Below are 21,402 nucleotides of genomic sequence, written 5' to 3' on the forward strand. Positions count from 1 at the left end.
GGCTGGCGCGTGAAGCGCGGACCGCGCACCGGAACCCGATACGACAAGTGAAAAGGAAATGGCCGTGAATACCGCAGCCGTGGAAAACAACCCAGGCGCCTCGAAGCCGCGCCATGCGCATCCGTTCGGCAATCTCGGACGTGTGCGCCGCTTTCTGGCGCCCGCGGTGGCGCGGCCGTTCGCGATCGTGGAAACCATCGCGCTCGTGGTGGCCGTGCTGGCCCTGACGCACTGGTTTCATCCCGAAGACCCGTTGCTGCTGCACGCCGGCTACCCGTGGGTGTGGCTGGTGTCGCTGCTGGTGGCGCTGCGCTACGGCAGTCTGCTCGGTCTGCTGTCCGGCGTGATTATGCTTGGCGCATGGTCCTTCTTTTATCCGCACGGCAACGCGTTCCCCGCGATGTTTTTTGCGGGCGGCCTGATCCAGACCATTCTCGCCGGGCATTTCGGCGACACGTGGGGCACCCGCGCCGAGCGGGCGTCGTCGCTGAACGATTACCTGAACGACCGGCTCGTCGCGCTGACCAACAGTCACTATCTGATGCGCCTCTCGCACGAGCGGCTCGAGAAAGACCTGTTGTCCCGGCCGACCACGCTGCGCGATTCGATCACCGAATTGCGCCGCCTTTCCGTGGCGACGGACACGGCGCTGGCCGTGCCGGCCGCCGCTGCGCCGGGCGACACGCTGACGGGCGCGAGCGGTTTGCTCGAATTCGTCGCGCAGGCCTGCCAGATCGAAGTGGCGGCCTTGTACCCGGTGCGCGACGGCAAGCTCGGCACCCAGGCCATCGCGCAGATCGGCGACGCGTTCGAACTCGAAGCGAACGACGAACTCGTCACGCACGCGCTCACCACGCTGAGCGTCGCGCATCTGAAGAACGAAGACACCATGGTACCGGTTAGCCAGTATCTGGTCTGCGCGCCGCTGGTCTCGGCCGACGGTGAATTGCGCGCACTGCTGATCGTCAAGCGCATGCCGTTCCTGTCGCTCAATTTCGACAATCTGCAACTGCTGCTGGTGCTGCTCGGTTACTACGCCGACGGCGTCGAGCATTCGGCGTTCGTGCAGCGCATTCTCGACAGCGTGCCGAACTGCCCGTACGAATTCGCGCTCGACCTGAGCCGGTTGACGCGTCTGCAGCAGAAGGCGGGCGTGGCGTCGTCGCTGGTGGCGCTGGCGTTCCCGCGCGACGAAGAGGGCGATTCGCTGTTCGAACACGTCATGCGCCGCCGTCGTTCGCTCGACGTGATGTGGCCGGTGCAGACCGCCAAACAATCGGTGCTGGTGAACCTGATGCCGGCGACCGACACCACCGGGATCGAAGGCTATCTGGCGCGGATCGAGGCCAGCCTGACGGCCCAGTTCAACTCGGATCTGGAGCATTCGCGCGTCGGCGTTCATACGCTGCACCTCGAGGGCGACGAGCCGGGCGCGGCGTTGCTGCGTCTTCTCAAACGAAGCGGCCTCGATGTCTAAGCCCCTGTCCCTCATCGTGAGCGTGCTGGTCGCGCTGGTGGCGGCGGTCCTCCAGTATCTGGCGGTCGCGAGCCTGCTGACGCCGGCTGGCGCGATCGACCCGCTGCTGCGCTTTCTCGCGCTGCAGGCCGTGGCCGGGCTGGCCGAGGCGATCGCCTTGCGCTGCTGGCTGCCGCCGAACTATCGCGAACCGCGCGCGATGTCGCTGCTGTTCCTGTGGGCGGCGTGCACCTTCGTGCCGCTGTTCGGCGGCGTCGTGGTGCTGATCAGTTGCATCTGGGCCGCGCTGTTCCCCGGCCGCAAGGAAAGCGATCAACTCACCGACGTGCCGCGTCCGGAATTCGTCACCTATCTGGTGTCGCGGGTGTCGCACGGCGGCGGCGCGCGCCTGCAGGCGCGTCTCGCGAATACCCAGGTGTCGGCCACCGACCGTTTGTCGGCCCTCGTGGCGATCCAGAGCATGCCGACCCGCACTACGGGCACCTTGCTGCGCGAACTGCTCGCCGATCCGCTGGAAGACATTCGCCTGATTGCGTACGGCACGCTGGACCATGCCGAGAACGAAATCATGCAGAAGATCTTCCGCACCGGCAAAGCGCTGGAAGCCACCCATAGCGACGCCGAGCGCCACGCGCTCAACCGTCTGCTGGCCGAACTCTATTTCGAACTCGTGTACCAGAACCTGGTGCAGGGCGCGGTCTACCGTCACACGCTGCAACAGGCCGACCGCTACGCGCAGGCGGCGCTCGAAACCGATCAGAGCGACGCGGCGCTGTGGCTGATTCGCGGCCGTCTCGCACTGGCGAACGGTCTGCCGGATGCCGCTCACGAACATATTGCGCGGGCGCTGGATCTGGGCTTCCCGCGCGAACGGCTGGTGCCGTGGCTGGCGGAGGCGGATTTCCTGCGCGGCCACTATGCCAGCGTGTCGCAACTGCTCGGCTCGCTGGGTAACGCGGCCGCGTTGCCCACACTCAAACCGGTGGTGAAGTACTGGTCATGATCAAAGAACTTCCTGTACGTCGCGCCGCCGACGCCGATGTCTGCCTGCTGCTCGAAGGCACGTTCCCGTTCGTGCGCGGCGGGGTGTCGAGCTGGGTCAATGAAATGATCCGCTCCTATCCGACGACCCGTTTCGCGATCGTGTTCATCGGCAGCCGCCTGCAGGACTATTCGGGCGTTGCGTACGCGTTGCCGGATAACGTCGTGCATATCGAAACGCACTTCCTGTACGAGTCGGAGCGGGCCGACCTGCCGCAGCCGCGCGCGGTCGCCGGCGACGCCGCGGCCTTCGCGCGCTCGCAGGAATTGCACGATGCGCTGCGCGACACGCGCAGCGGCGTGGACGCCGGCGCGCTGATGGCCAGCATGATTCCGATGCTGGGCGAGAAAGGCGCGCTGAACGAGGCGGAGTTTCTGTCGAGCCGCGCGGCGTGGGACACGATCGTCGATCAGTACCAGAAGTACTGCACCGATCCGTCGTTCACCGATTATTTCTGGACCGTGCGGATCATGCACAAGCCGTTGTGGCAACTTGCCCGCGTCGCCGAAAAGCTGTTGCCGGCGCGGGTGTACCACACGGTGTCGACCGGTTACGGCGGCTTCCTCGGCGCGCTGATGCATTACCGCACCGGCCGGCCGTTGCTGATTTCGGAACACGGCATCTATACGAAAGAACGCAAGATCGACCTGCTGCAAAGCCAGTGGATTCGCGACAACCGCGGCGTGTTCGAGCGCGATATCTCGCGCGTCAGCTATTTCCGCGAGCTGTGGGTGCGCTTCTTCGAGGCGATCGGCAAGCTCGCCTATGACGCCGCCGACGACATCGTCGCGTTGTACGAGACCAACCGTCAGCGCCAGATTACCGACGGCGCGCGTGCCGAGCGCACGCAATGCATTCCGAACGGCATTGATGTCGACGGTCTCGCGCCGCTGGTGGCGCAGCGCAAACCGCGCGCGCATCGCGTGGTGGCGCTGATCGGCCGGGTAGTGCCGATCAAGGACATCAAGACCTTCATTCGCTCGATCTTTATCGCGTCGCGCAGTCTGCCCGATCTGGAAGGCTGGATCATCGGGCCGGAAGAAGAAGATCCCGCCTATGCGCTCGAATGCCGTGCGCTGGTGGAAAGTCTCGGGCTCGGCCGGAATGTGAAATTCCTCGGCTTCCAGCGTATCGACGAGATGCTGCCGCAGGTCGACGTGATCGCGCTGACCTCGATCAGCGAGGCGTTGCCGCTGGTGGTGCTGGAGGGCTTCGCCGCCGGCGTGCCCGCCATCACGACCGACGTGGGTTCGTGCCGCCAACTGATCGAAGGCGTCGACGAAGAAGATCGTGCGCTTGGCTCGGCCGGCATGGTGGTGCAGCTCGCGGACCCGGCGGCGTTCGCCCAGGCGGTGCTGTCGCTGCTCGCCGACGACGCGCGCTGGCTGGCCGCGCAGCAGGCGGGCCTGGCTCGCGTGCGCCGCTACTACACGAAGACGCAGATGATCGATCGCTATCGGGTGCTGTACGAGCGTCTGGCCGCGCTGCCGGATCGTAAGGCGAACGCTGCGGGCGGCGACGCCGCGCGCTGCCCGGTGAACCATGGCACTCAATCGAACGGAGCGGGCGCGCGTGCGCAGACCGCGGCGTCCGTTCAATCGCAGGAGACACGCTAATGGCGGGGATTGGCTTCGAATTGCGCAAGATCATGCGCCGCGACACGCTGATGGGCGTGGCGCGCGCTTATGCCTACGCGGGCTTGATCAGCTCAGGGCCGCTGATTCTGTCGATCTTCGGCATTCTGATTATCGGTTTGATCAGTCTCACGTCGGTGATACCGACCTTCGCGATCGTGCAGTTCCAGGTGTCGGTTACGTATCTGATCGCGTTGAGCCTGATCCTGACCGGGCCGTTGCAACTGTCGTTCACGCGCTTCATTTCGGACCGGCTGTTCGAGAAGCGCGACGATCTGGTGCTGTCGAACTATAACGGCGTGGTGCTGGTGTCGTCGCTGCTGGCGGCCGCGGTCGCCGTGATCGCGATGCTGGTCGGGTTTCGCAGCGAGCCGCTGATCTACCGTCTGTTGATGATCACGGGCTTCGTGGTGGTCAGCAATATCTGGATCGCCGTCATTTTCCTGTCCAGCGTGAAGCAGTACCGGCAGATTCTGCTGGTGTTCTTCGTCGGCTATGCGTGCGTGGTGTGTCTCGCGCTGGCGTTGAACGGCTATGGGCTGGTCGGTCTGCTCGGCGGATTCGTGGCGGGGCATATCGTGCTGCTGGCCGGTCTGTCGGGGCTGATCTATCGCAACTACCGCTCCGAGCGGTTCATTTCGTTCGAAGTGTTCGAGCGCCGTTTCGCCTATCCGAGTCTGGCGCTGGTCGGGCTGCTGTTCAATATCGGCGTGTGGCTCGACAAGTTCATGTTCTGGTATTCGCCGGGCACGGGCACCCGCGTGATCGGGCCGCTGCATGCGTCGGTGATTTACGACATTCCGATTTTTATCGCGTATGTGTGCGTGATGCCGGGCATGGCGACCTTCCTCGTGCGGATCGAAGCGGATTTCGTCGAGTATTACGACGCGTTCTACAACGCGGTGCGCAGCGGCGCCACGCTACGTCATATCAACGAAATGCGCGACATGATGGTCGGCAGCGTGCGCGCCGGCCTGTACGAGATCATCAAGGTGCAGACCATCGTGCTGTTGCTGATCATCGCCTTCGGCGAGCGTGTGCTGGCTTCGCTCGGCATTTCGCCGCTGTATCTGCCGCTGCTCGTCGTCGACGTGGTATCGGCGAGTCTGCAGGTGCTGCTGCTCGGACTGCTCAACGTGTTCTTCTATCTGGACGGACGGCGCATGGTGCTGCGGCTCACCGCCGGGTTCGTGCTGCTGAACGGACTGTTCACCGGCATCACGCTCAGGCTCGGTCCCGACTACTACGGCTACGGTTTCGCGCTCGCGTTGCTGGTCGTGGTGGTAGCGTCCGTCAAAGTGCTCGATAGAAAATTCATGTCATTGGAATACGAAACGTATATGTTGCGGGGTTGAAGGAGCGGCGCTGCCGTTTTCGATTCAAGATCGTGGCTGGCCTGCCGTTCATACGGTGAGAGCCAGACGCGTTGTGTGAATCGAAGCGGCGTGTCTGCGCCTTGCCCTTGTATCGTTCGACTCCGGATTCCAATATGTTTCAGCTTTTCCTTGGCCCCTTGCGCCGGGCTGCCCGCGCGTGTCTTGCCATCGAGCTGCGTCGCGCGGGTTGTCGCAGGTTGGGTTGGCGCGGCGCGGTGGTTGTCGTTGCGGCGGGTTTGCTGGCCGCGTGCGGCGGCGGTGGCGGCGGTTCGGGCGGCGCCGCGTCGGGCGCCGCGACCGCCGGGTCGGCGACGCCTTCCGGCGGCAGCACCGCTACGCCGACGCCCCCTGCCTCGATCACCACACCGGCGACGCCCGCGCCCGTGATCGCGGCGGCGCGTACGCTGCCGGTCGCGCCGGTTTGGGCCGTGTATTACGGCGATGCGAGCGGGCTCACCCTCAGCCAGGTGGCGTCGACCTTCAAGCTGATCGTGATCGACGCGGACCCCGGCACCGGCACGCCGGCGTTCTCCGCCGCGCAGATCGCGGCATTGAAGGCGAACGGCGCGAAAGTGTTGAGCTACCTGAATCTCGGCGCCTGCGAGAAATCGCGCACCTACTGGAGCACGGTGCCGTCCGGTTTCGTGTCGTGCGGCGCGAATACCGCCGCGCAACTCGGCAAATATTCGGGCTTCCCGGAGTACTGGATGAACCCCGCCAACGCCGACTATCAGAACCTGATCGTGAATTACGTCGCGCCGCGTCTCGCGGCCACCGGCGTGGACGGCTTCATGCTGGATAACTTCGAGATCGTCGGACACGGCACCAATACGTCGGCCGGTCCGTGTGACGCCACCTGCGCGCAAGGCGGCCTCGATCTCGTCAAGCAACTGCGCGACCGTTTCCCGAATCTGGCGTTGGTGCCTAACGCGGCGCCGGTGCAGGTCATCAACGGGAGCAGCGGTGGGGTGGCGTTTCCGTTGCTGATCGACGGTGTGCTCGCGGAGCAGGTCTATCTGCCGTCGGTGAGCACGTCGCTCGTGCAGCAGTTGCAGTCGTGGCAAAGCACGGAGCAGAACCTCGGGCGCAGCGGTTTTTTCGTCGGCTCGCTCGACTACACGTCGTCATGCACGGCGTCGTCGAGCGCGCAAACCGCGTGGACGGCGGCGCGTCAGGCGGGGTTTAGTCCGTCGATTTCGACCGAGGCGCTGGACAGTATCTGCTGGTGGTCGTTTCTGACTTCCGGTAGCTAGTAGCTAAGGCGGCGAGGCGCGCACAGCACGCGCAAGGCGGGCGGATTCGCTCGAAAATATTTAAGAGGGACGGGGTTTGGCTCAGCACGATGACGACCGGCGCTTTTCATTGCGCCACTTACTAGGCCTGATTAGCCGCTTCGCACGCATGGCCGCGTTCGGCGCGCTGGCGTCGGTGGCGCATGCGCAAGACGCGGTGAGCACGCCGGCGGGGCCTTCGATCGCGCTGTTCTATGGCGCGAATCCGCCGGTCGATGAATTGGCGCGCTTCGATGTGGTCGTGGTCGAGCCCGATGCGCGGTTCGATCCGCGCGCTCATCGGAAAACGCATCCCGCGTGGTTCGCCTATGTCAGCGTCGGCGAGGTGAACCCGGATCGCACTTATTTCAGCGCGATGCCGAGCACGTGGCTGCCGGCAGTCAACGAGGCGTGGGCTTCGCACGTGGTCGACCAGACGGCGCCCGAGTGGCCCGCGTTTTTCGTCGACAAGGTGATCGCGCCGTTGTGGAAAAAGGGCTATCGCGGCTTCTTCCTCGACACGCTCGACTCCTATCAACTGATCGCTAAAACCGACACCGCGCGCGCCGCGCAGGAAGCCGGCATGATCCGCGTGATCCGCGCGATCAAGTCGCGTTATCCGAAAGCCAGGCTCATTTTCAACCGCGGTTTCGAGATCTTGCCGCAGGTCCACGATCTCGCCTACGTGGTCGCGTTCGAGTCGCTGTATCGCGGCTGGGACGCGAGCAAGCAGGCTTATACCGAGGTGCCGCAAGCCGACCGCGACTGGCTGCTCGGGAAGGCCGCGACGATCCGCGAGCAATACCGGCTGCCGGTGCTGTCGATCGACTATTGCGATCCCGCCGACACCGCATGCGGACCCGCCACGGCGGCGCGTATCGCGGCGGACGGGATCGTGCCGTACGTCACCGACGGCGATCTCGCCACGGTCGGCGTGGGTCCGGCCGAACGGCCGTGACCGCGCGGGCGTCAGGCGCACGCCGGCCGGTAGTTCAAATCATCTGAAAACGGGGAGTGGGACATGGTCATGAAAGGCACGATTCTGGTAACCGGCGGCGCGGGCTTTATCGGCTCGCATACGTGCGTGGAATTGTTGAACGGCGGCTACGATGTGGTGGTGGTCGATAACCTCGTCAACAGTAACCGCGAGTCGCTCGCGCGGGTCGAACAGATCACCGGCAAGCGCGTGGCGTTCTACGAGAACGATTCGCGCGACAAGGCCGTGTTGCAGCGTATTTTCGACACGCATCCGATCACGGGGGCGATCCACTTCGCGGCATTGAAAGCGGTGGGCGAGTCGGTCAGCAAACCGCTCGAGTACTACGACAACAATCTCGGCAGTTTGCTGACGTTGCTCGGCGTGATGCGGGACCGCAACGTGAAGCAGTTCGTGTTCAGTTCGTCGGCCACGGTGTACGGCGTGCCGGAAACCTCGCCGATCGATGAATCGTTCCCGCTGTCCGCGACCAATCCGTACGGTCAATCGAAGCTGATCGCCGAACAGGTGCTGCGCGATCTGCAGCTAGCGGATGCGTCGTGGCGGATCGCCACGCTGCGTTACTTCAATCCGGTCGGCGCGCATGAAAGCGGGTTGATCGGTGAAGATCCGGGCGGCATTCCGAACAACCTGATGCCGTATGTCGCGCAAGTCGCGGTCGGCAAGCTCGAGAAGCTGCGCGTATTCGGTGGCGACTACGACACGCCGGATGGCACCGGCGTGCGCGATTACATTCACGTGGTCGACCTGGCGCGCGGCCACCTGGCCGCGCTCGATGCGCTCGTGCAGCGCGATGCGAGCTTCGTTGTGAATCTCGGCACGGGGCAGGGCTATAGCGTGCTGGACGTGGTGCGCTCGTTCGAGAAGGCCTCCGGCAAGCCGGTGCCCTACGAGATCGTGGCGCGCCGTCCGGGCGACGTCGCTTCGTGTTTCGCCGATCCGGCGGCCGCCGAGCGGCTGCTCGGCTGGCGCGCGCAATACGGTATCGAACGCATGTGCGCCGACCACTGGCGCTGGCAGTCGACCAATCCCGCCGGTTACGCCTGAAACCTGAATCGATTCGAAGCGGTTCGCTTCATCCCCATCATCCTGAAGTAGGAAAGCAAACACTATGTGCGGCATTGTCGGCGCGGTAGCGCAACGTAACATCGTACCGGTCCTGATCGAAGGACTGCGGCGCCTCGAATATCGCGGCTACGACTCCTGCGGTGTCGCCGTGCTGGCCGATGGCGGTCCGCGTCGCGCGCGCAGCACCGCGCGCGTCGCCGACCTCGAAACGCAAACGCTCGACACGCAGCTCGAAGGCGGCACGGGCGTTGCACATACGCGCTGGGCGACGCACGGCGCGCCGGTGACGGACAACGCGCATCCGATTTTCTCGAAGGACGAGTTGGCGCTGGTGCATAACGGCATCATCGAAAACTATGAGCCGTTGCGCGAGATGCTGCGTGGTAAGGGCTATGTTTTCGTTTCGCAGACCGATACCGAAGTGGTCGCGCATCTCGTGCATAGCCTTTATCGCGGCAACCTGTTCGCAGCGGTTCGCGAGGCGGTGACGCACCTGGAAGGCGCTTACGCGATTGCCGTGGAGCACAAGGATCATCCGTCGCTGGTGGTCGGCGCGCGCCAGGGGTCGCCGCTGGTGGTTGGGCTGGGCGACGGCGAGAATTTTCTCGCTTCCGACGCGCTCGCGCTGGCCGGCACGACCGAGCGTTTCATCTTCCTCGAAGAGGGCGATGTCTGTGAGTTGACGCTGGCGGGTGTGCGGATTATCGGCCGCGACGGTGCCGATGCCCAGCGCGAAGTGCGCGTGGTGACAGCGTATGGCGGTGGGGTTGAACTCGGGCCGTACCGTCACTTCATGCAGAAGGAAATCTTCGAGCAGCCGCGCGCGATTGCCGACACGGTTCCGCAAGGCGATTCGTTCGATGCGGCGCTGTTCGGCGAGCGGGCGGCGGCTGAGTTTGCTGGCATCGACAGTTTGTTGATTCTGGCGTGCGGCACGAGCTATTACTCGGGGCTGACCGCGAAATATTGGCTTGAGTCGATCGCGAAGATTCCGACTCAGGTCGAGATTGCCAGCGAATACCGTTACCGTGAGTCGGTGCCGAATCCGAAGGCGCTGGTGGTGGTGATTTCGCAATCCGGTGAGACAGCGGATACGCTGGCTGCGTTGAAGCATGCGCAGTCGCTTGGGCATACGCATACGCTGTCGGTGTGCAATGTGGCGACGAGTGCGATGGTGCGGCTGACGTCGTTGTCGTTTCATACGCACGCGGGACGTGAGATTGGGGTGGCGTCGACCAAGGCGTTTACTACGCAGTTGGTGGCTTTGTTCGTGCTCGCCGTTACGTTGGGGAAGATTCGCGGTGCGGTGAGCGCGAGCGATGAGGCTGATTACGTGCGTCAGTTGCGTCATCTGCCGGCGGCGTTGAATGCGGTGCTCGCACTGGAGCCGCAGATTATCGGGTGGGCGGAGAAGTTTGCTGCCAAGGAGAGTGCGCTGTTTCTCGGACGCGGTGTGCATTATCCGATCGCGTTGGAAGGGGCGCTTAAGCTTAAGGAGATCTCCTATATTCATGCCGAGGCTTATCCGGCTGGGGAGCTTAAGCATGGGCCGCTCGCGCTGGTTACCGATGCGATGCCGGTGGTGACGATTGCGCCGAATGATGCGCTGCTTGAGAAGCTGAAGTCGAATCTGCAGGAAGTGAAGGCGCGAGGTGGGGAGCTTTATGTGTTTGCCGATGCGGATACGCGGATTAGTAGCGAGGCGGGGATTCATGTGATCCGGATGCCGGAACACTATGGGCCGCTGTCGCCGATTCTGCATGTGGTGCCGTTGCAGTTGCTGGCTTATCACACGGCTTGTGCGCGAGGGACGGATGTGGATAAGCCGAGGAATCTGGCGAAGTCGGTGACGGTGGAGTGAGGGGGGCGTTTCCGAGTAGGAGGACCTATCCGTGATTTTGTGGGCGAGGCATATCATGAAGGATGAAAATCATTGATATGTCCTCGAAGGACCTTGGGGGACGAAGTATCCGGCCAACGTGCAATCCTGGCAGCGCGCCTGGGAACACGTGAACAGCGAGGCCGAGCCAATCACCGTCCCGCTCAGGCGTGAATCAGAAGGGCCTCGCTCCAGTGTTAGCAGTAAGACATGCGTAGACCAGACAAGCCGCAAAAAAAATGAACACTACGCCTGCAATAGCATGTGCTGCACGGCTCACCTTATCAACCCGGGTGAATAGCGTGCTCCCCAAAAGCAGAAGTCCTACCCCTGTGAAGAAATCGCTCGTCATTCCGCTGATGCCTCCGGCTTCAAGGCTATCTACGAAGCTCAGATATTTAAAACTCAGGAGACGCCGAACCTGGTCAATCGATTTGATGTCGACAATCGTTCCAATGACGAATAGCAGCCCGATCAACGACACAACGCTGGCCAAGAAAATCAAAAGTATCTTTGCTCGATTTTTCATTAGTCAGGCTACGGTGTAATAAGCTTCGCATTGGGCGTACACGACGATAGCGATGATGGCCAGAGACATCGTGAGCATGTAGGCAAAGCGCCTTTTCGTTGCGAAAGCTCCGAACGAAACCATGCCTACTACCGCACAGACAATTGCAATAAGGAACACGTAGAAGCGGCTTGCCAGCAATTCGGTCTGTGGTGTTCCGCGGTCGACATGATTGAGCCAATGCCACGTGATGGGTTTCAAGGCGATTGCCTCGCTCATGACGGATGGTTTGAACAGAAGCCATAAGGGTGGGGCGCCTGCGCCGATATAGCACAGTACCAGCGCCACGATGACGGCAATTGCAGTCTTAAGTCTCATATGTTGTTGAATTCAAGGAATTTCCAGCGAAGATGCAGGCTCATTGTGCCCCAAACGTCTGAGTCCCAGCCGTGATAGGTTCCATAGAGCCGTTGGTAAAGCCATTGCCCGTTTCTCCGCTCGTAGGTAGCTGCACCGACGGGCACGCCTAGATAAAGCGAACTCTCGCGATTGCCGGCATTCGTTGCGCGAAGCCACTTGCCCAACAGGAGTTTGGACATGATCTTGCGAGGGTTGGATTCGAGACCAGGAAAGTTGCCTTGCATGATTTCGACCCGGCTCACGCTAGCAGAGGTGACGACCTGTACATGCCCCTTGTTAAATTCGAGAAACAGGTCGCCGGGGAGCAGGTCTTTGTCGGCAACCGCTACGCAGTTTCTCGCAATGTCACTTGCCCCAGATGCTATCGCCACGTCGATTGCGAAACCTGAGGGCGTAGGCGGGCCGGATTTGTCTCCGGACTGATAGTCCTTATCGATATTCTTGAAGACGACAGATTGAGTCTGAATTTTTAGAGGTAATTTGTTGCGCGATGCAAATTCAATCAATACTTCGAATGCAAAGTCTTCGCAGGTAAACCGATTTGCGTCCTTGCCACCTGTCGGCGAACCATCAATGGGTTCCGTCGAGAGGTTGGCCATATCCACCTTGCGAGCAGCAATCTCCTTTGCTAACGCCGGGACCGCCGCATGGTATTGCGTAATCCAGCTAGCATTCCAAAGTTGTTTATGAACCCAGTACACCTTGCACTGAACAGTGACCGGGCTCTTGTCAGCTTGAGGCGTCAGCGTTCCGCTTCCTAACTGCATTATTCGGCCCCCGCGGCGTGCAACAGGAATTGCACTTCATGTGCGCTGTCTGCGGACACTAACTGGGTGATGCCGGCGCTGGATGTGACGCCCTGAACGGTTTGACCGTCCGAAGACTTGAGCATATAAGGCAGGCCTTCCACCGGTTCGCCATCGCTATTGATAATGCGAAAATGCTGGTCGTGAGCATTTGCCTCTTGTTCGAACGTCTTTCCATTTGGCGCGTAGCCCATCGCACCGAGCTCTTGAGTTTCGAAGCTCTGGTACATGTCCGACTGCGATGCAATCATAACTGGGTGTGGCTCGCACTTGCACAAGCAAATATCGCCGTCGAATGCTGCCTGCTTGCCCATCAAATCGCCTGGCCATCGTGGACCCTTCGCGACAATTTTTCCGACCGAGTTGCAAGCCGGACAAGACACTGAGCTACCCAGAAAAGCCAACTGAACGCCTTGATGGGTCATGCCCGGATTGCCATCCGTAATTGTCCCGTTTTGTGACGATTGATCCCCGACCTTGAGATAGTGCCGTTTCATTTCCCGAACCCGATATCTTATCGTCAGAACAATACCGACTGACGTCATCAGATGGCAAGAAAATCATCGGCTAGCAATCGAATTCATGCGTTTCGCATGTGGTTATGAACCGGGCGGTGCGGCAGACAGATGGCGTGCTTGAGAAAATGACGCCGTATATGCCGGCAGAAATTTCGGCTCACGGTTCGTCAAGTCGTCGAGCAAGTGCGACATATCGACAAGCCGCTACGCGATTCAATGTCGAACTTTTCCCCGAGGATTGCCATGTGCCATATACCGCGAGCAACGCTGCACTCAAGGCCTCCTGCCTCTGCCTTTCCAACAAACTTTGTCACGCGATTTCGTTCAGGTCGCCCGTCTCATCGTCGAGCGCTACAAGCAGCACACCCTTTGCTGTGCCCGGGCGTTGCAGCACCGTCGCAGTCCGCAACTACGCGCACGCCGGGCACTTCCCATCAAGCGTCCCCTACCCAGAAACCCTCTCACAAAACCGCCTAATCCCCTCACACGCCCGCTGCAACACCGCACTCTCCAGCGCATAAGCAATCCGCACATATGGCCCAAGCCCAAAAGCACTGCCGTGCACGGTCGCCACGCCTGCCTCGTCCAGCAGTGCATTCACCACATCCTCATCCGACAGCAGCCGTCTCCCCCCAGCCGTAACCTTCCCAATCAACCCCTCACAAGAAGCAAACGCATAGAACGCACCCTGCGGAACCTCACAACGCAACCCCTCAGTAGCATTAATCTCCCGCACCAAATGATCGCGCCGATGCTGAAAAACCGACCGCGACTCCCACACAAACTGTCGCGAACCATTCAGCGCAGCCAACGCAGCATGCTGCGAAATAGTCGACGCCCCCGAAGTCTGTTGCCCCTGCAACTTCTCCATCGCATCAATAAGCCACTTGGGCCCAGTTCCAAAACCAATCCGCCAACCCGTCATCGCATACGCTTTCGATACGCCATTCATCGTCAGCACACGCTCACGCAACCTTGGCTCGACCTGAGCCAACGTAAAAAACGTCAGCCCATCGAAAATAAGGTGCTCGTAAATATCATCCGACAGCACCATGACGTGTGGATGCGAAAGCAGTACCTCAGCCAAAGCCTCCAGCTCGCCACGACTGTAAACAGCCCCCGTAGGATTGGACGGCGAGTTGAGAATCAACCACCGCGTGCGCGTCGTAATCGCGCCTTCCAGCAAAGCGGGCGTAATCTTGAACCCACTCTCCACACCACATTCAACAACGACGGACTTCCCGCCGCACAGTTGCACGATCTCCGGATAGCTCACCCAATACGGTGCCGGAATAACGACCTCATCGCCTTCATTGAGCGTCACGGCAATAGCATTAAAAATGACCTGCTTTCCGCCATTGCAAACAATGGTCTGACGCCAGTCGGTATCGAGTCCATTCTCGCGCCGGAATTTATCCGCGACCGCTTCGCGCAAGGCCCGCATTCCAGCGACCTGCGTATAGCGAGTATGCCCATGCCGAATGGCGGCAATACCTGCCTCTCTCACATGCGCCGGGGTATCGAAGTCCGGTTCGCCCGCGCTGAGCGATATCACGTCGGCACCTTGCGCGCGCCGGGCGGCAACCCGGTCCATCACACCGTAGGTGGCCGAAGGCCTCGCCGATGCCAGAAAGCGATTGAGTTCGTTCACGCTGGTTGCCATCAGACTTGTCTCCACTTCAACAAACCGAGAAGATCGAGCGTGGTGCGACCGTTGCCGAGCGCGTCCATCATCTTCGCTTCTTTTTCCGCGCGAGCTTTGCCGTCAGCCAGTGTTGTCTCGACACTCGCGGCGGGAATAACAACGACACCGTCATCGTCAGCAACGACAAGGTCGCCTGCAGTGACCGGCGTACCGGCCAAACTGAACGGCAAACCAACAGACGGCGCGCTGTCCTTCAACGTGCCACGAACCGAGACGCCCCGAGCAAACACGGGAAAACGCCGCGCGGTCATGGCCGCGATGTCTCGCACACCACCGTCGATCACCAACCCCACCACGCCCGCCGCCTCGGCCGCGACAGTGAGTACCTCGCCCCAATACCCCGCGACAAAGCCGGATGCCGACACGACAAGAACACTGCCTCGCGGCACGCGTTCCATGGCGATGTGAATCGCCAGATTGTCGCCCGGCGCGCATTCGACCGGATAGGCCGCGCCCGCGACACACGCTCCTGCCCAGACTGTCCGGATAGCGGGATCGACAGAAGTGGTCGACTGGCCGGATGCTTCATACAACGTCGACGTGCCGAGTCGGCGAGCCAGTTCGAGCGCGGCGTCGTCGTAGTTCATCACGGTGTTCGTCATCATGCTTTCCGTTGGAGTGTGTGATAGCCAAGCTCGGCGCGCGCCTCGCGAATCGTCGCGCCCGTTGCAATGCGCTCGCGGATAGCGCACTCGACGGCTTCGATCTGCCGCGCGGTCTTGGCGACTTCGTACGCCCGTGCACGCGGCACGATCACCACGCCGTTTGCGTCCGCAATCACAATGTCGCGCGAGGCGACCCGCACCGTTCCTATCGCGATGGTGGTGTTGACCGACTCGACCTGCACACGGTCCTTGCCTGTGCGCATGAAACGACCGGCCGTGAAGAGGGGATAGCCATCGTCGAGCGCCTGGCTGACGTCACGACAAACGCCGTCGATGACCGTGGCGGCGATGCCGCGCAGACCCGCATACCGGGTCATGATGTCGCCCCACACAGTACAGTCGGTTCGACCGTCGTTATCGATCACGACGACGTCACCCTCGGCGACGTCGTCGATAAAATCGCCGACGGTGCCCGGCGGCACAGCCGCGGGAACGTATTTCACGGTGAAGGCCGGTCCCACGACGAGATGTGCATAGTCGGCGAGCGGCGCGATGCCGAGTGCCTGGCCATGCAGACCAAGCTTGTCCATCGCGTCGGAGACGCTGGGCGTATCGAGGCCGGTGAAGAGCGCGACCCGTGCCTCGTCTTCCGCGTGCGCTTTCCTGGGATTCGTCATGTGCATTACTCGCGAAAGTTATTGAGCGCGGATTGCTTCGAACTCTTTGTCGTGCATGACCTCGGCGACCGAGCGCCCCGCACGAACGGCGGTGACCATACCGTCCTGGCGGTGCGTAATTCTTTCGCCGAGCTCCAGCACTTCTTCGATTCGCGACGCGGGCACGAACACCGTGCCGCAGCGGTCGGCTATCACGTAGTCATCCTCGTGCACGGTGACGCCGGCAATCTGCACCGGCTGTCCCGAGTCGATCTGAACGACCCGGTTTCTCGCGCTAATCATCGTGATGCCGCGGCCATAAACCGGGTAGGCGATGGACTCGCTTCCTTCAATATCGCGGCTCACGCCATCGATAATCGAACCGCGAATCTTTTTCGCCATTGCGGCGTTCGCGAGAATGTCGCCCCAGCAGGAGATACCTTCAAGGCCGCCCGCGATGACGAGAACGCGATCGTCGGTGGTGACCGCATCGACGACCGGCGTAATCAGATGAGCGGTCGGCGCCGAATCGGTTTTGGGGCCAAGCTGAATGGTGCTGGCCCGGCCGACGATCTTCGGACAGTCCCACAGCGGGCGAAGGCCATACGTCGCGCCTTGAATGCCGAGAAAATCGAGCGCATCGGAGATCGTGTTGGTATCGAGCGAAGCAAGCCGGTCGAGCGTGGAAGTGCGGTTCATGACGAGGGTCCGGTTGGGCAGTGACGCAATCGTCGACTTCCTCGGCTGATATGTAAATTCGCCGTTGAATATCTCTCTGATACGATTTACGGATGAAGCAGGGCGGCCGTTTGCAGGCATAAAGACTGACCGATCGGCTCAACCGACCATCGCTCACACGCCAAGGGGCTTTGACATGACCACCATCGATTTCCGCCTCATCCGTCAACTCTGGATGTTCCTTGCCGTCGCCGAAGAAAAGCACTTTGGGCGTGCGGCGGAACGGTTGAACATGTCGCAGCCGCCTCTAACGGAACAGATCAAGGTGCTGGAGCAATCGCTGAAGCTAACGCTGTTCGAACGCTCTCGCCGAGGCACTCAACTGAGCGCGGCCGGCGCCGCGATTTTGCCGGCGGTCCGGCAGTTCGCCGATCAGGTGGAGCGTCTTGAACGTGTCGTGCGGGAAGTCGCGGCCGGTCAGACTGGTGTCCTGCAGGTGGGCGCGATTACGTCGGCCATGCTTGAAACGGTGCCGGCCGTATTGAACGCGTTGAAGCGCGACTATCCGAACCTGGCGGTGTTTATTCGGGAGATCGATAGCGTCGAGGCGATCCCCGCGCTGGAGGCGGGCGAGCTCGATGTCGCGTTTGTGAGGCTGGACGGGAACGTGGGGCATGGAATCGCGACGCTGCCGATTGCCGAAGATCGGCTCGCGGTTGCGGTGCCGCGAGACCATCCGCTGGCGGCACTTTCTCGCGTGCGTTTGCGCTCGCTCGCCGACGAATCGCTCGTCATGTCATCGCGGCAGATCAGTCCGGCTTACTTCGATTTTCTGACTGCGGTTTGCCAGTCGCACGGTTTCGCGCCGCGTGTGCTGCATGAAGTCCGCTCGGTGACGTCGCAAATCGCCTACGTGGGATGCGGTCAGGGCGTCGCGCTCGTGCCGTCGTCGATGCGAAAACTGGCTTCGGAAAATGTGGTGATTCGCCCGCTGAAGGAGCGCGTCATGGTCGTGACGGCCGCGCTTGCGTGGAACGCGAACCGGCATCATCCGATGGTCGACGCGGTGGTGTCCTGGGCGAAAGACAACACCGCCCGGAAGCAGAAGAAGGTCCAGGCGTCTGGCGCGTGATGGGCATCGGTCATGCCCAACATCGTCTTACTCGGGTACTACGTCGCCGATAAATAAAGCAATCCGTTTCCACATTTCAACCGGATTGGAGTACATCGGAAAATGGCCCGAGTGCGCTATGGAGGCCAGCGTCACGCCCGATTCCTGCAAATGCGGCAGATACGAGAGGCCGGCGTTCTGCTCGCCGAACATAAACATCTTCCGGCACGGCAGATCGACAAACCGGGTCAACAGATCGCCGTGGTCGGAGAGATGCACCATCGACGTAAAGATGCCGCGCACGGCTCCCGCGCGCACTTTGTGCCGCAGGCTCGCCGCGTAGAGCGAACTCGAGAAGTCGGGCGCGCCCCAGTTGCGGTCGACGAAGTCGGCAAAGAACTGCTGCGGGTCGTCAGACGGATGACTCACGATTTGCCTGCTCAGAAAGCAGTCCTCGGGCGCCACGTTGCCTTCGATGTCGATGAAGCTCAACACGCGTTCGCGCTCTTCATGAGCGAGCATCAACGACGTCAAGCCACCCATCGAATGTCCGACCAGATGGAAGCGCTGAACGTCCAGACGGTTCAGCACGGCGCGCGCCGTATCGACGAGAAAGGGGATGGATAGCGCGGACAGGTCGCCGCATTCGCTCTCGCCGCAGCCCGGCGCGTCGTAGGCGACAAACGGGCGACCGGCGAACGCGGGCAATCGGGCGATATCGGCATAGTCTTCTTTCGTGGAGCCGAAGCCGTGGAGAAAGACAATCGGCTCGCCGGTCCCCGATCTGTGCAGCGATGAAATGTTCAAGTCCACGCCTCGAACGTTCAGTTCAAGCTTTTCCCGCTTTGTGTCCAGCATCAATGTCTCCACGAGTGACGGCGAGAGTCGCGGGCATGTTGACGGCCCGTTCATCTGAATCTCACCATACTCGCGGATTGCGCTAGCTGTGTAAATTCGCTATTTCGTAACGCTGTGATAGGAATTTGATCGGGATTCGGCGGATGGAGCGCAATCGCCGAGCGATACAAAGCGCCATGTCGACGACTACCGCGTTCAGCGAGGCTATCGCAACTGCGTCACCGCAATCAGCAACACCATGCTCCCAATCGCACCGTCCAGCACACGCCATGCGGTAGCGCGACGAAACAGCGGCGCCATCGCCCGCGCTCCGTAACCCAGACCGACAAACCAGATCCCGCTCACCACCATCGCGCCGAGTGCGAACGCCAAGCGTGCACCTTCGGGCTCACGCGCACCGGCGGTGCCGATCAGCAAAAACGTGTCGAGATACACGTGTGGATTCAGCCAGGTAAGGGCGAGTGTCATCAGCACGATCGGCAGCGCGCGCTGCACGGGCGCCGCGCCGCTCGCTTCGGCCTGCAGCGCCGCATGGTCGGGCCGCACCGCGCGGCGCAGCGCGTTGAAGCCGAACCACGCCAGATACGCGAGCCCGACATACAGCATGGCGTGGACGAACACCGGAAAGCGTTTCACCAGCACGGATGCGCCGCCGACGCCCGCGCCGATCAGAATGAAGTCCGACAGCGCGCACAGCGCGACAATCTTGCCGACGTGCGAGCGCATGATGCCCTGACGCAGCACATAAGCGTTCTGGGCGCCGATCGTGACGATCAGCGAGGCGCACAAGGCGGCGCCGTGGGAAAAAGACAGCCAGTTCATGAATCGATCCAGTAGACGGGAGAGGCGAACGGGGCTAGTCTGCGGTTTCGCCTATCATAAGAGAAGCTAATTTACTTAATGCCGATTAAGGAACGCTAATGCTCGACTATGCTTTGCTCGATGCGCTCGCCGCCGTGGTGCGGCACGGCTCGTTCGACCGCGCGGCCAGCGAATTGAACGTGACGCCGTCCGCGGTCTCGCAGCGGGTCAAGCTGCTGGAGGAGCGGGTCGGCAGCGTGCTGGTCAAACGCGGCCAACCGTGTGTTGCGACCACCTCGGGCGCGCTGCTGTGCCGCCACACCGAACGCGTGCAATTGCTGGAGGCGGAGCTGACCGGCCGCCTGCCGGCACTACCTGGCGCGTTGGTCGAGCCGTGGCCGGCGCTGCGTGTGGCCGTCAACGACGACAGCGTCGGCACCTGGTTCATCGACGCGGTGGCGCCGTTCTGCGTCGAAAGGGAAATGCTGCTCGATCTGGTGGTGGACGATCAGGACCACACCGCGCAGCGGATTCGCGACGGCAGCGTGCAAGGCGCCGTCACCACGCAGGCCGAGCCGGTGCAGGGCTGCCGCTCCACGCGTCTTGGGCGCATGCGCTATCTGGCGGTGTGCTCGCCGGCGTTTCAGGCGCGCCATTTTGCCGACGGCGTGACGCGCGAGAGCTTGCGGCGAACGCCGTGCGTCGACTTCAATCCAAAGGATCAGTTGCAGAAACGCTTCATGCGCCGGATCACGCGAGCGGAACTCGATCCGCCGTTGCACTGGATTCCGCATGTGGCTGGTTTTTTGCGCGCTTGTGTGACGGGACTCGGCTGGGGCATGTGCCCGGAACGGATGATCGCCGCGCATCTGGCCAATGGTGAACTGGTGGAGATCACGCCCGGCAAGCATATCGATGTGGATCTCTACTGGCAGAGCTGGCGATTGTCGATCGGCTGGCTCGACGATTTCGGCGCGGTGCTGCGCCAGCGGGCCGCCGAGTTTCTCGACTGAAGCGCGGGGCGGCCGCCCCGCGCTGCATCAACCCGCCGGCGGGCTACGTTCTTCGAGCACGTAGCCCATGCCGCGCACCGTGTGGATCAGCTTCGGCTCGTAGTTATCGTCCACCTTCGCACGCACGCGGCGGATCGCGGCGTCGACCACGTTGGTATCGCTGTCGAAATTCATGTCCCAGACCTGCGACGCGATCGTCGAGCGCGCGAGTATTTCGCCGCGCCGGCGCATGAGCAGCCATAGCAGCGAGAATTCCTTCGCGGTCAGCAGGATCTTGTCGCCCTGGCGCGTGGCCTTGCGGCGCGTCAGATCGAGCGCGAGATCCGCCACATGGAGCGACGCGGCGTCCTGCACCGGGCCGCGCGTAGCGCCGCGCCGGAAAATCGAGCGCACGCGCGCCAGCAATTCGGCGAAATCGAGCGGCTTGACCAGATAGTCGTCTGCGCCCATTTCGAGGCCGCGCACCTTGTCGTTCAGATCGTCGCAGGCGGTGAGCAGTAGCACGGGGGTGGCGTGGGTCAGGCGCAGATTGCGCAGCAAGGTCCAGCCGTCCAGACCGGGTAAGACCACGTCGAGAATGATCATGTCGTAGTCTTCGGTCAGCGCGAGATGCTGGCCGGTCACGCCGTCTTGTACCCAGTCGGCGACAAACCCCGCTTCTGTTAGACCCTTCCGAAGATACGTGCCGTTTTTCGCTTCGTTGTCGACGATCAGAATTCGCATGGTCTTTCTCCTGTTGACGCCCGCTGCGCCGCGCCGCGCGAATCGGGCGGCGTGGCGGTGCAGGGCGGTTGAGGTTGAGCTCGGCGTCGTGAGCGTGCCGGGTGCGAGCGCCTGAAGCGCAGGGGCTGCAGGCAGCACGGCTGGCGAAGATGGGTCGATTCAAGGCCCTTTCGTGTCGTTAGACATGCATGTGAAACGATTATAGGAAGAGATTTTTTTGAGACGATTTATAACTCTGTCAGGTAGAGAAATTTAT

Annotated in this window: 21 protein-coding genes and 1 pseudogene; 10 read left to right on the forward strand and 12 right to left on the reverse strand. The window is 61.8% G+C overall.

What is annotated here, in order from left to right; translation table 11 throughout:
* The first annotated feature begins 58 nt into the window (after window positions 1-58).
* The 8 genes from HWY05_RS07335 (at window position 59) to glmS (ending at window position 10,726) form a co-directional block, all read left to right on the forward strand.
* Window positions 59-1,477: a PelD GGDEF domain-containing protein gene (locus HWY05_RS07335; RefSeq protein ID WP_176057917.1), complete on the forward strand. Its 1,419-nt coding sequence runs from the start codon at window positions 59-61 to the stop codon at window positions 1,475-1,477.
* Window positions 1,470-2,480, forward strand: a complete 1,011-nt coding sequence (locus tag HWY05_RS07340) for a hypothetical protein (protein ID WP_176057918.1) — start codon at window positions 1,470-1,472, stop codon at window positions 2,478-2,480. Before HWY05_RS07335 ends, HWY05_RS07340 begins: the two co-directional genes overlap by 8 nt.
* The gene (gene pelF, locus HWY05_RS07345; protein WP_035551313.1) at window positions 2,477-4,135 is read left to right on the forward strand and encodes a GT4 family glycosyltransferase PelF; all 1,659 of its coding nucleotides are present in this window, start codon (window positions 2,477-2,479) and stop codon (window positions 4,133-4,135) included. The genes HWY05_RS07340 and pelF overlap by 4 nt, the downstream gene beginning before the upstream one ends.
* On the forward strand, window positions 4,135-5,508 hold the full coding sequence (pelG, locus tag HWY05_RS07350) for an exopolysaccharide Pel transporter PelG (RefSeq protein WP_035551311.1): 1,374 nt from the start codon (window positions 4,135-4,137) through the stop codon (window positions 5,506-5,508). The genes pelF and pelG overlap by 1 nt, the downstream gene beginning before the upstream one ends.
* 134 nt (window positions 5,509-5,642) lie before the next feature.
* Window positions 5,643-6,782 (forward strand): endo alpha-1,4 polygalactosaminidase, encoded by a 1,140-nt coding sequence (locus tag HWY05_RS07355; RefSeq protein ID WP_176057919.1) that lies wholly within the window; start codon window positions 5,643-5,645, stop codon window positions 6,780-6,782.
* A gap of 76 nt (window positions 6,783-6,858) precedes the next feature.
* Complete coding sequence (locus HWY05_RS07360; RefSeq protein ID WP_176057920.1) at window positions 6,859-7,758, forward strand: endo alpha-1,4 polygalactosaminidase; 900 nt, start codon at window positions 6,859-6,861, stop codon at window positions 7,756-7,758.
* Between the two features lie 63 nt (window positions 7,759-7,821).
* Window positions 7,822-8,844, forward strand: coding sequence for a UDP-glucose 4-epimerase GalE (galE, locus tag HWY05_RS07365; RefSeq protein ID WP_176057921.1), 1,023 nt, complete (start codon window positions 7,822-7,824; stop codon window positions 8,842-8,844).
* Between the two features lie 64 nt (window positions 8,845-8,908).
* Entirely contained in the window at window positions 8,909-10,726 is a 1,818-nt protein-coding gene (gene glmS / locus HWY05_RS07370) for a glutamine--fructose-6-phosphate transaminase (isomerizing) (protein ID WP_176057922.1), read from the forward strand.
* A gap of 193 nt (window positions 10,727-10,919) precedes the next feature.
* Here glmS and HWY05_RS07375 read toward each other — a convergent pair whose 3' ends face one another.
* The 9 genes and pseudogenes from HWY05_RS07375 to HWY05_RS07410 form a co-directional block, all read right to left on the reverse strand.
* Window positions 10,920-11,273, reverse strand: coding sequence for a hypothetical protein (locus HWY05_RS07375; RefSeq protein WP_035551269.1), 354 nt, complete (start codon window positions 11,271-11,273; stop codon window positions 10,920-10,922).
* Window positions 11,274-11,276: 3 nt separating this feature from the next.
* On the reverse strand, window positions 11,277-11,630 hold the full coding sequence (locus tag HWY05_RS07380; RefSeq protein WP_035551266.1) for a hypothetical protein: 354 nt from the start codon (window positions 11,628-11,630) through the stop codon (window positions 11,277-11,279).
* Window positions 11,627-12,439, reverse strand: coding sequence for a hypothetical protein (locus HWY05_RS07385; protein ID WP_035551262.1), 813 nt, complete (start codon window positions 12,437-12,439; stop codon window positions 11,627-11,629). The genes HWY05_RS07380 and HWY05_RS07385 overlap by 4 nt, the downstream gene beginning before the upstream one ends.
* Window positions 12,439-12,975, reverse strand: a complete 537-nt coding sequence (locus HWY05_RS07390) for a PAAR domain-containing protein (RefSeq protein WP_176057923.1) — start codon at window positions 12,973-12,975, stop codon at window positions 12,439-12,441. Before HWY05_RS07390 ends, HWY05_RS07385 begins: the two co-directional genes overlap by 1 nt.
* A gap of 164 nt (window positions 12,976-13,139) precedes the next feature.
* Window positions 13,140-13,419, reverse strand: a pseudogene (locus HWY05_RS38715) (hypothetical protein); the annotation flags it as partial.
* A gap of 22 nt (window positions 13,420-13,441) precedes the next feature.
* Window positions 13,442-14,659, reverse strand: a complete 1,218-nt coding sequence (locus HWY05_RS07395) for a pyridoxal phosphate-dependent aminotransferase (protein WP_176057924.1) — start codon at window positions 14,657-14,659, stop codon at window positions 13,442-13,444.
* Window positions 14,659-15,306 (reverse strand): dimethylmenaquinone methyltransferase, encoded by a 648-nt coding sequence (locus tag HWY05_RS07400; protein ID WP_244146545.1) that lies wholly within the window; start codon window positions 15,304-15,306, stop codon window positions 14,659-14,661. Before HWY05_RS07400 ends, HWY05_RS07395 begins: the two co-directional genes overlap by 1 nt.
* On the reverse strand, window positions 15,303-15,983 hold the full coding sequence (locus HWY05_RS07405) for an RraA family protein (RefSeq protein ID WP_176057925.1): 681 nt from the start codon (window positions 15,981-15,983) through the stop codon (window positions 15,303-15,305). The genes HWY05_RS07400 and HWY05_RS07405 overlap by 4 nt, the downstream gene beginning before the upstream one ends.
* 18 nt (window positions 15,984-16,001) lie before the next feature.
* A complete protein-coding gene (locus tag HWY05_RS07410; protein ID WP_176057926.1) occupies window positions 16,002-16,661 on the reverse strand; it encodes an RraA family protein in 660 nt (219 codons plus the stop codon).
* Between the two features lie 175 nt (window positions 16,662-16,836).
* Here HWY05_RS07410 and HWY05_RS07415 point away from each other — a divergent pair, with 175 nt between their 5' ends.
* Complete coding sequence (locus HWY05_RS07415; protein WP_176057927.1) at window positions 16,837-17,772, forward strand: LysR substrate-binding domain-containing protein; 936 nt, start codon at window positions 16,837-16,839, stop codon at window positions 17,770-17,772.
* A gap of 27 nt (window positions 17,773-17,799) precedes the next feature.
* Here the strand turns inward: HWY05_RS07415 and HWY05_RS07420 are convergent, their stop codons facing one another.
* A complete protein-coding gene (locus HWY05_RS07420; RefSeq protein ID WP_176057928.1) occupies window positions 17,800-18,609 on the reverse strand; it encodes an alpha/beta hydrolase in 810 nt (269 codons plus the stop codon).
* A gap of 204 nt (window positions 18,610-18,813) precedes the next feature.
* Window positions 18,814-19,431, reverse strand: a complete 618-nt coding sequence (locus tag HWY05_RS07425) for a LysE/ArgO family amino acid transporter (protein ID WP_035551247.1) — start codon at window positions 19,429-19,431, stop codon at window positions 18,814-18,816.
* A 98-nt stretch (window positions 19,432-19,529) separates the two neighbouring features.
* Between HWY05_RS07425 and HWY05_RS07430 the strand changes: the two genes are divergently transcribed.
* Entirely contained in the window at window positions 19,530-20,423 is an 894-nt protein-coding gene (locus HWY05_RS07430; protein WP_035551245.1) for a LysR family transcriptional regulator ArgP, read from the forward strand.
* Between the two features lie 27 nt (window positions 20,424-20,450).
* On the opposite strand, the gene HWY05_RS07435 is transcribed toward HWY05_RS07430, so the two are convergent.
* Complete coding sequence (locus HWY05_RS07435; RefSeq protein WP_176057929.1) at window positions 20,451-21,146, reverse strand: heavy metal response regulator transcription factor; 696 nt, start codon at window positions 21,144-21,146, stop codon at window positions 20,451-20,453.
* Window positions 21,147-21,402 lie beyond the last annotated feature (256 nt).

Source organism: Paraburkholderia sp. BCC1876 (genome assembly GCF_902833695.1).
GTDB lineage: Bacteria > Pseudomonadota > Gammaproteobacteria > Burkholderiales > Burkholderiaceae > Paraburkholderia.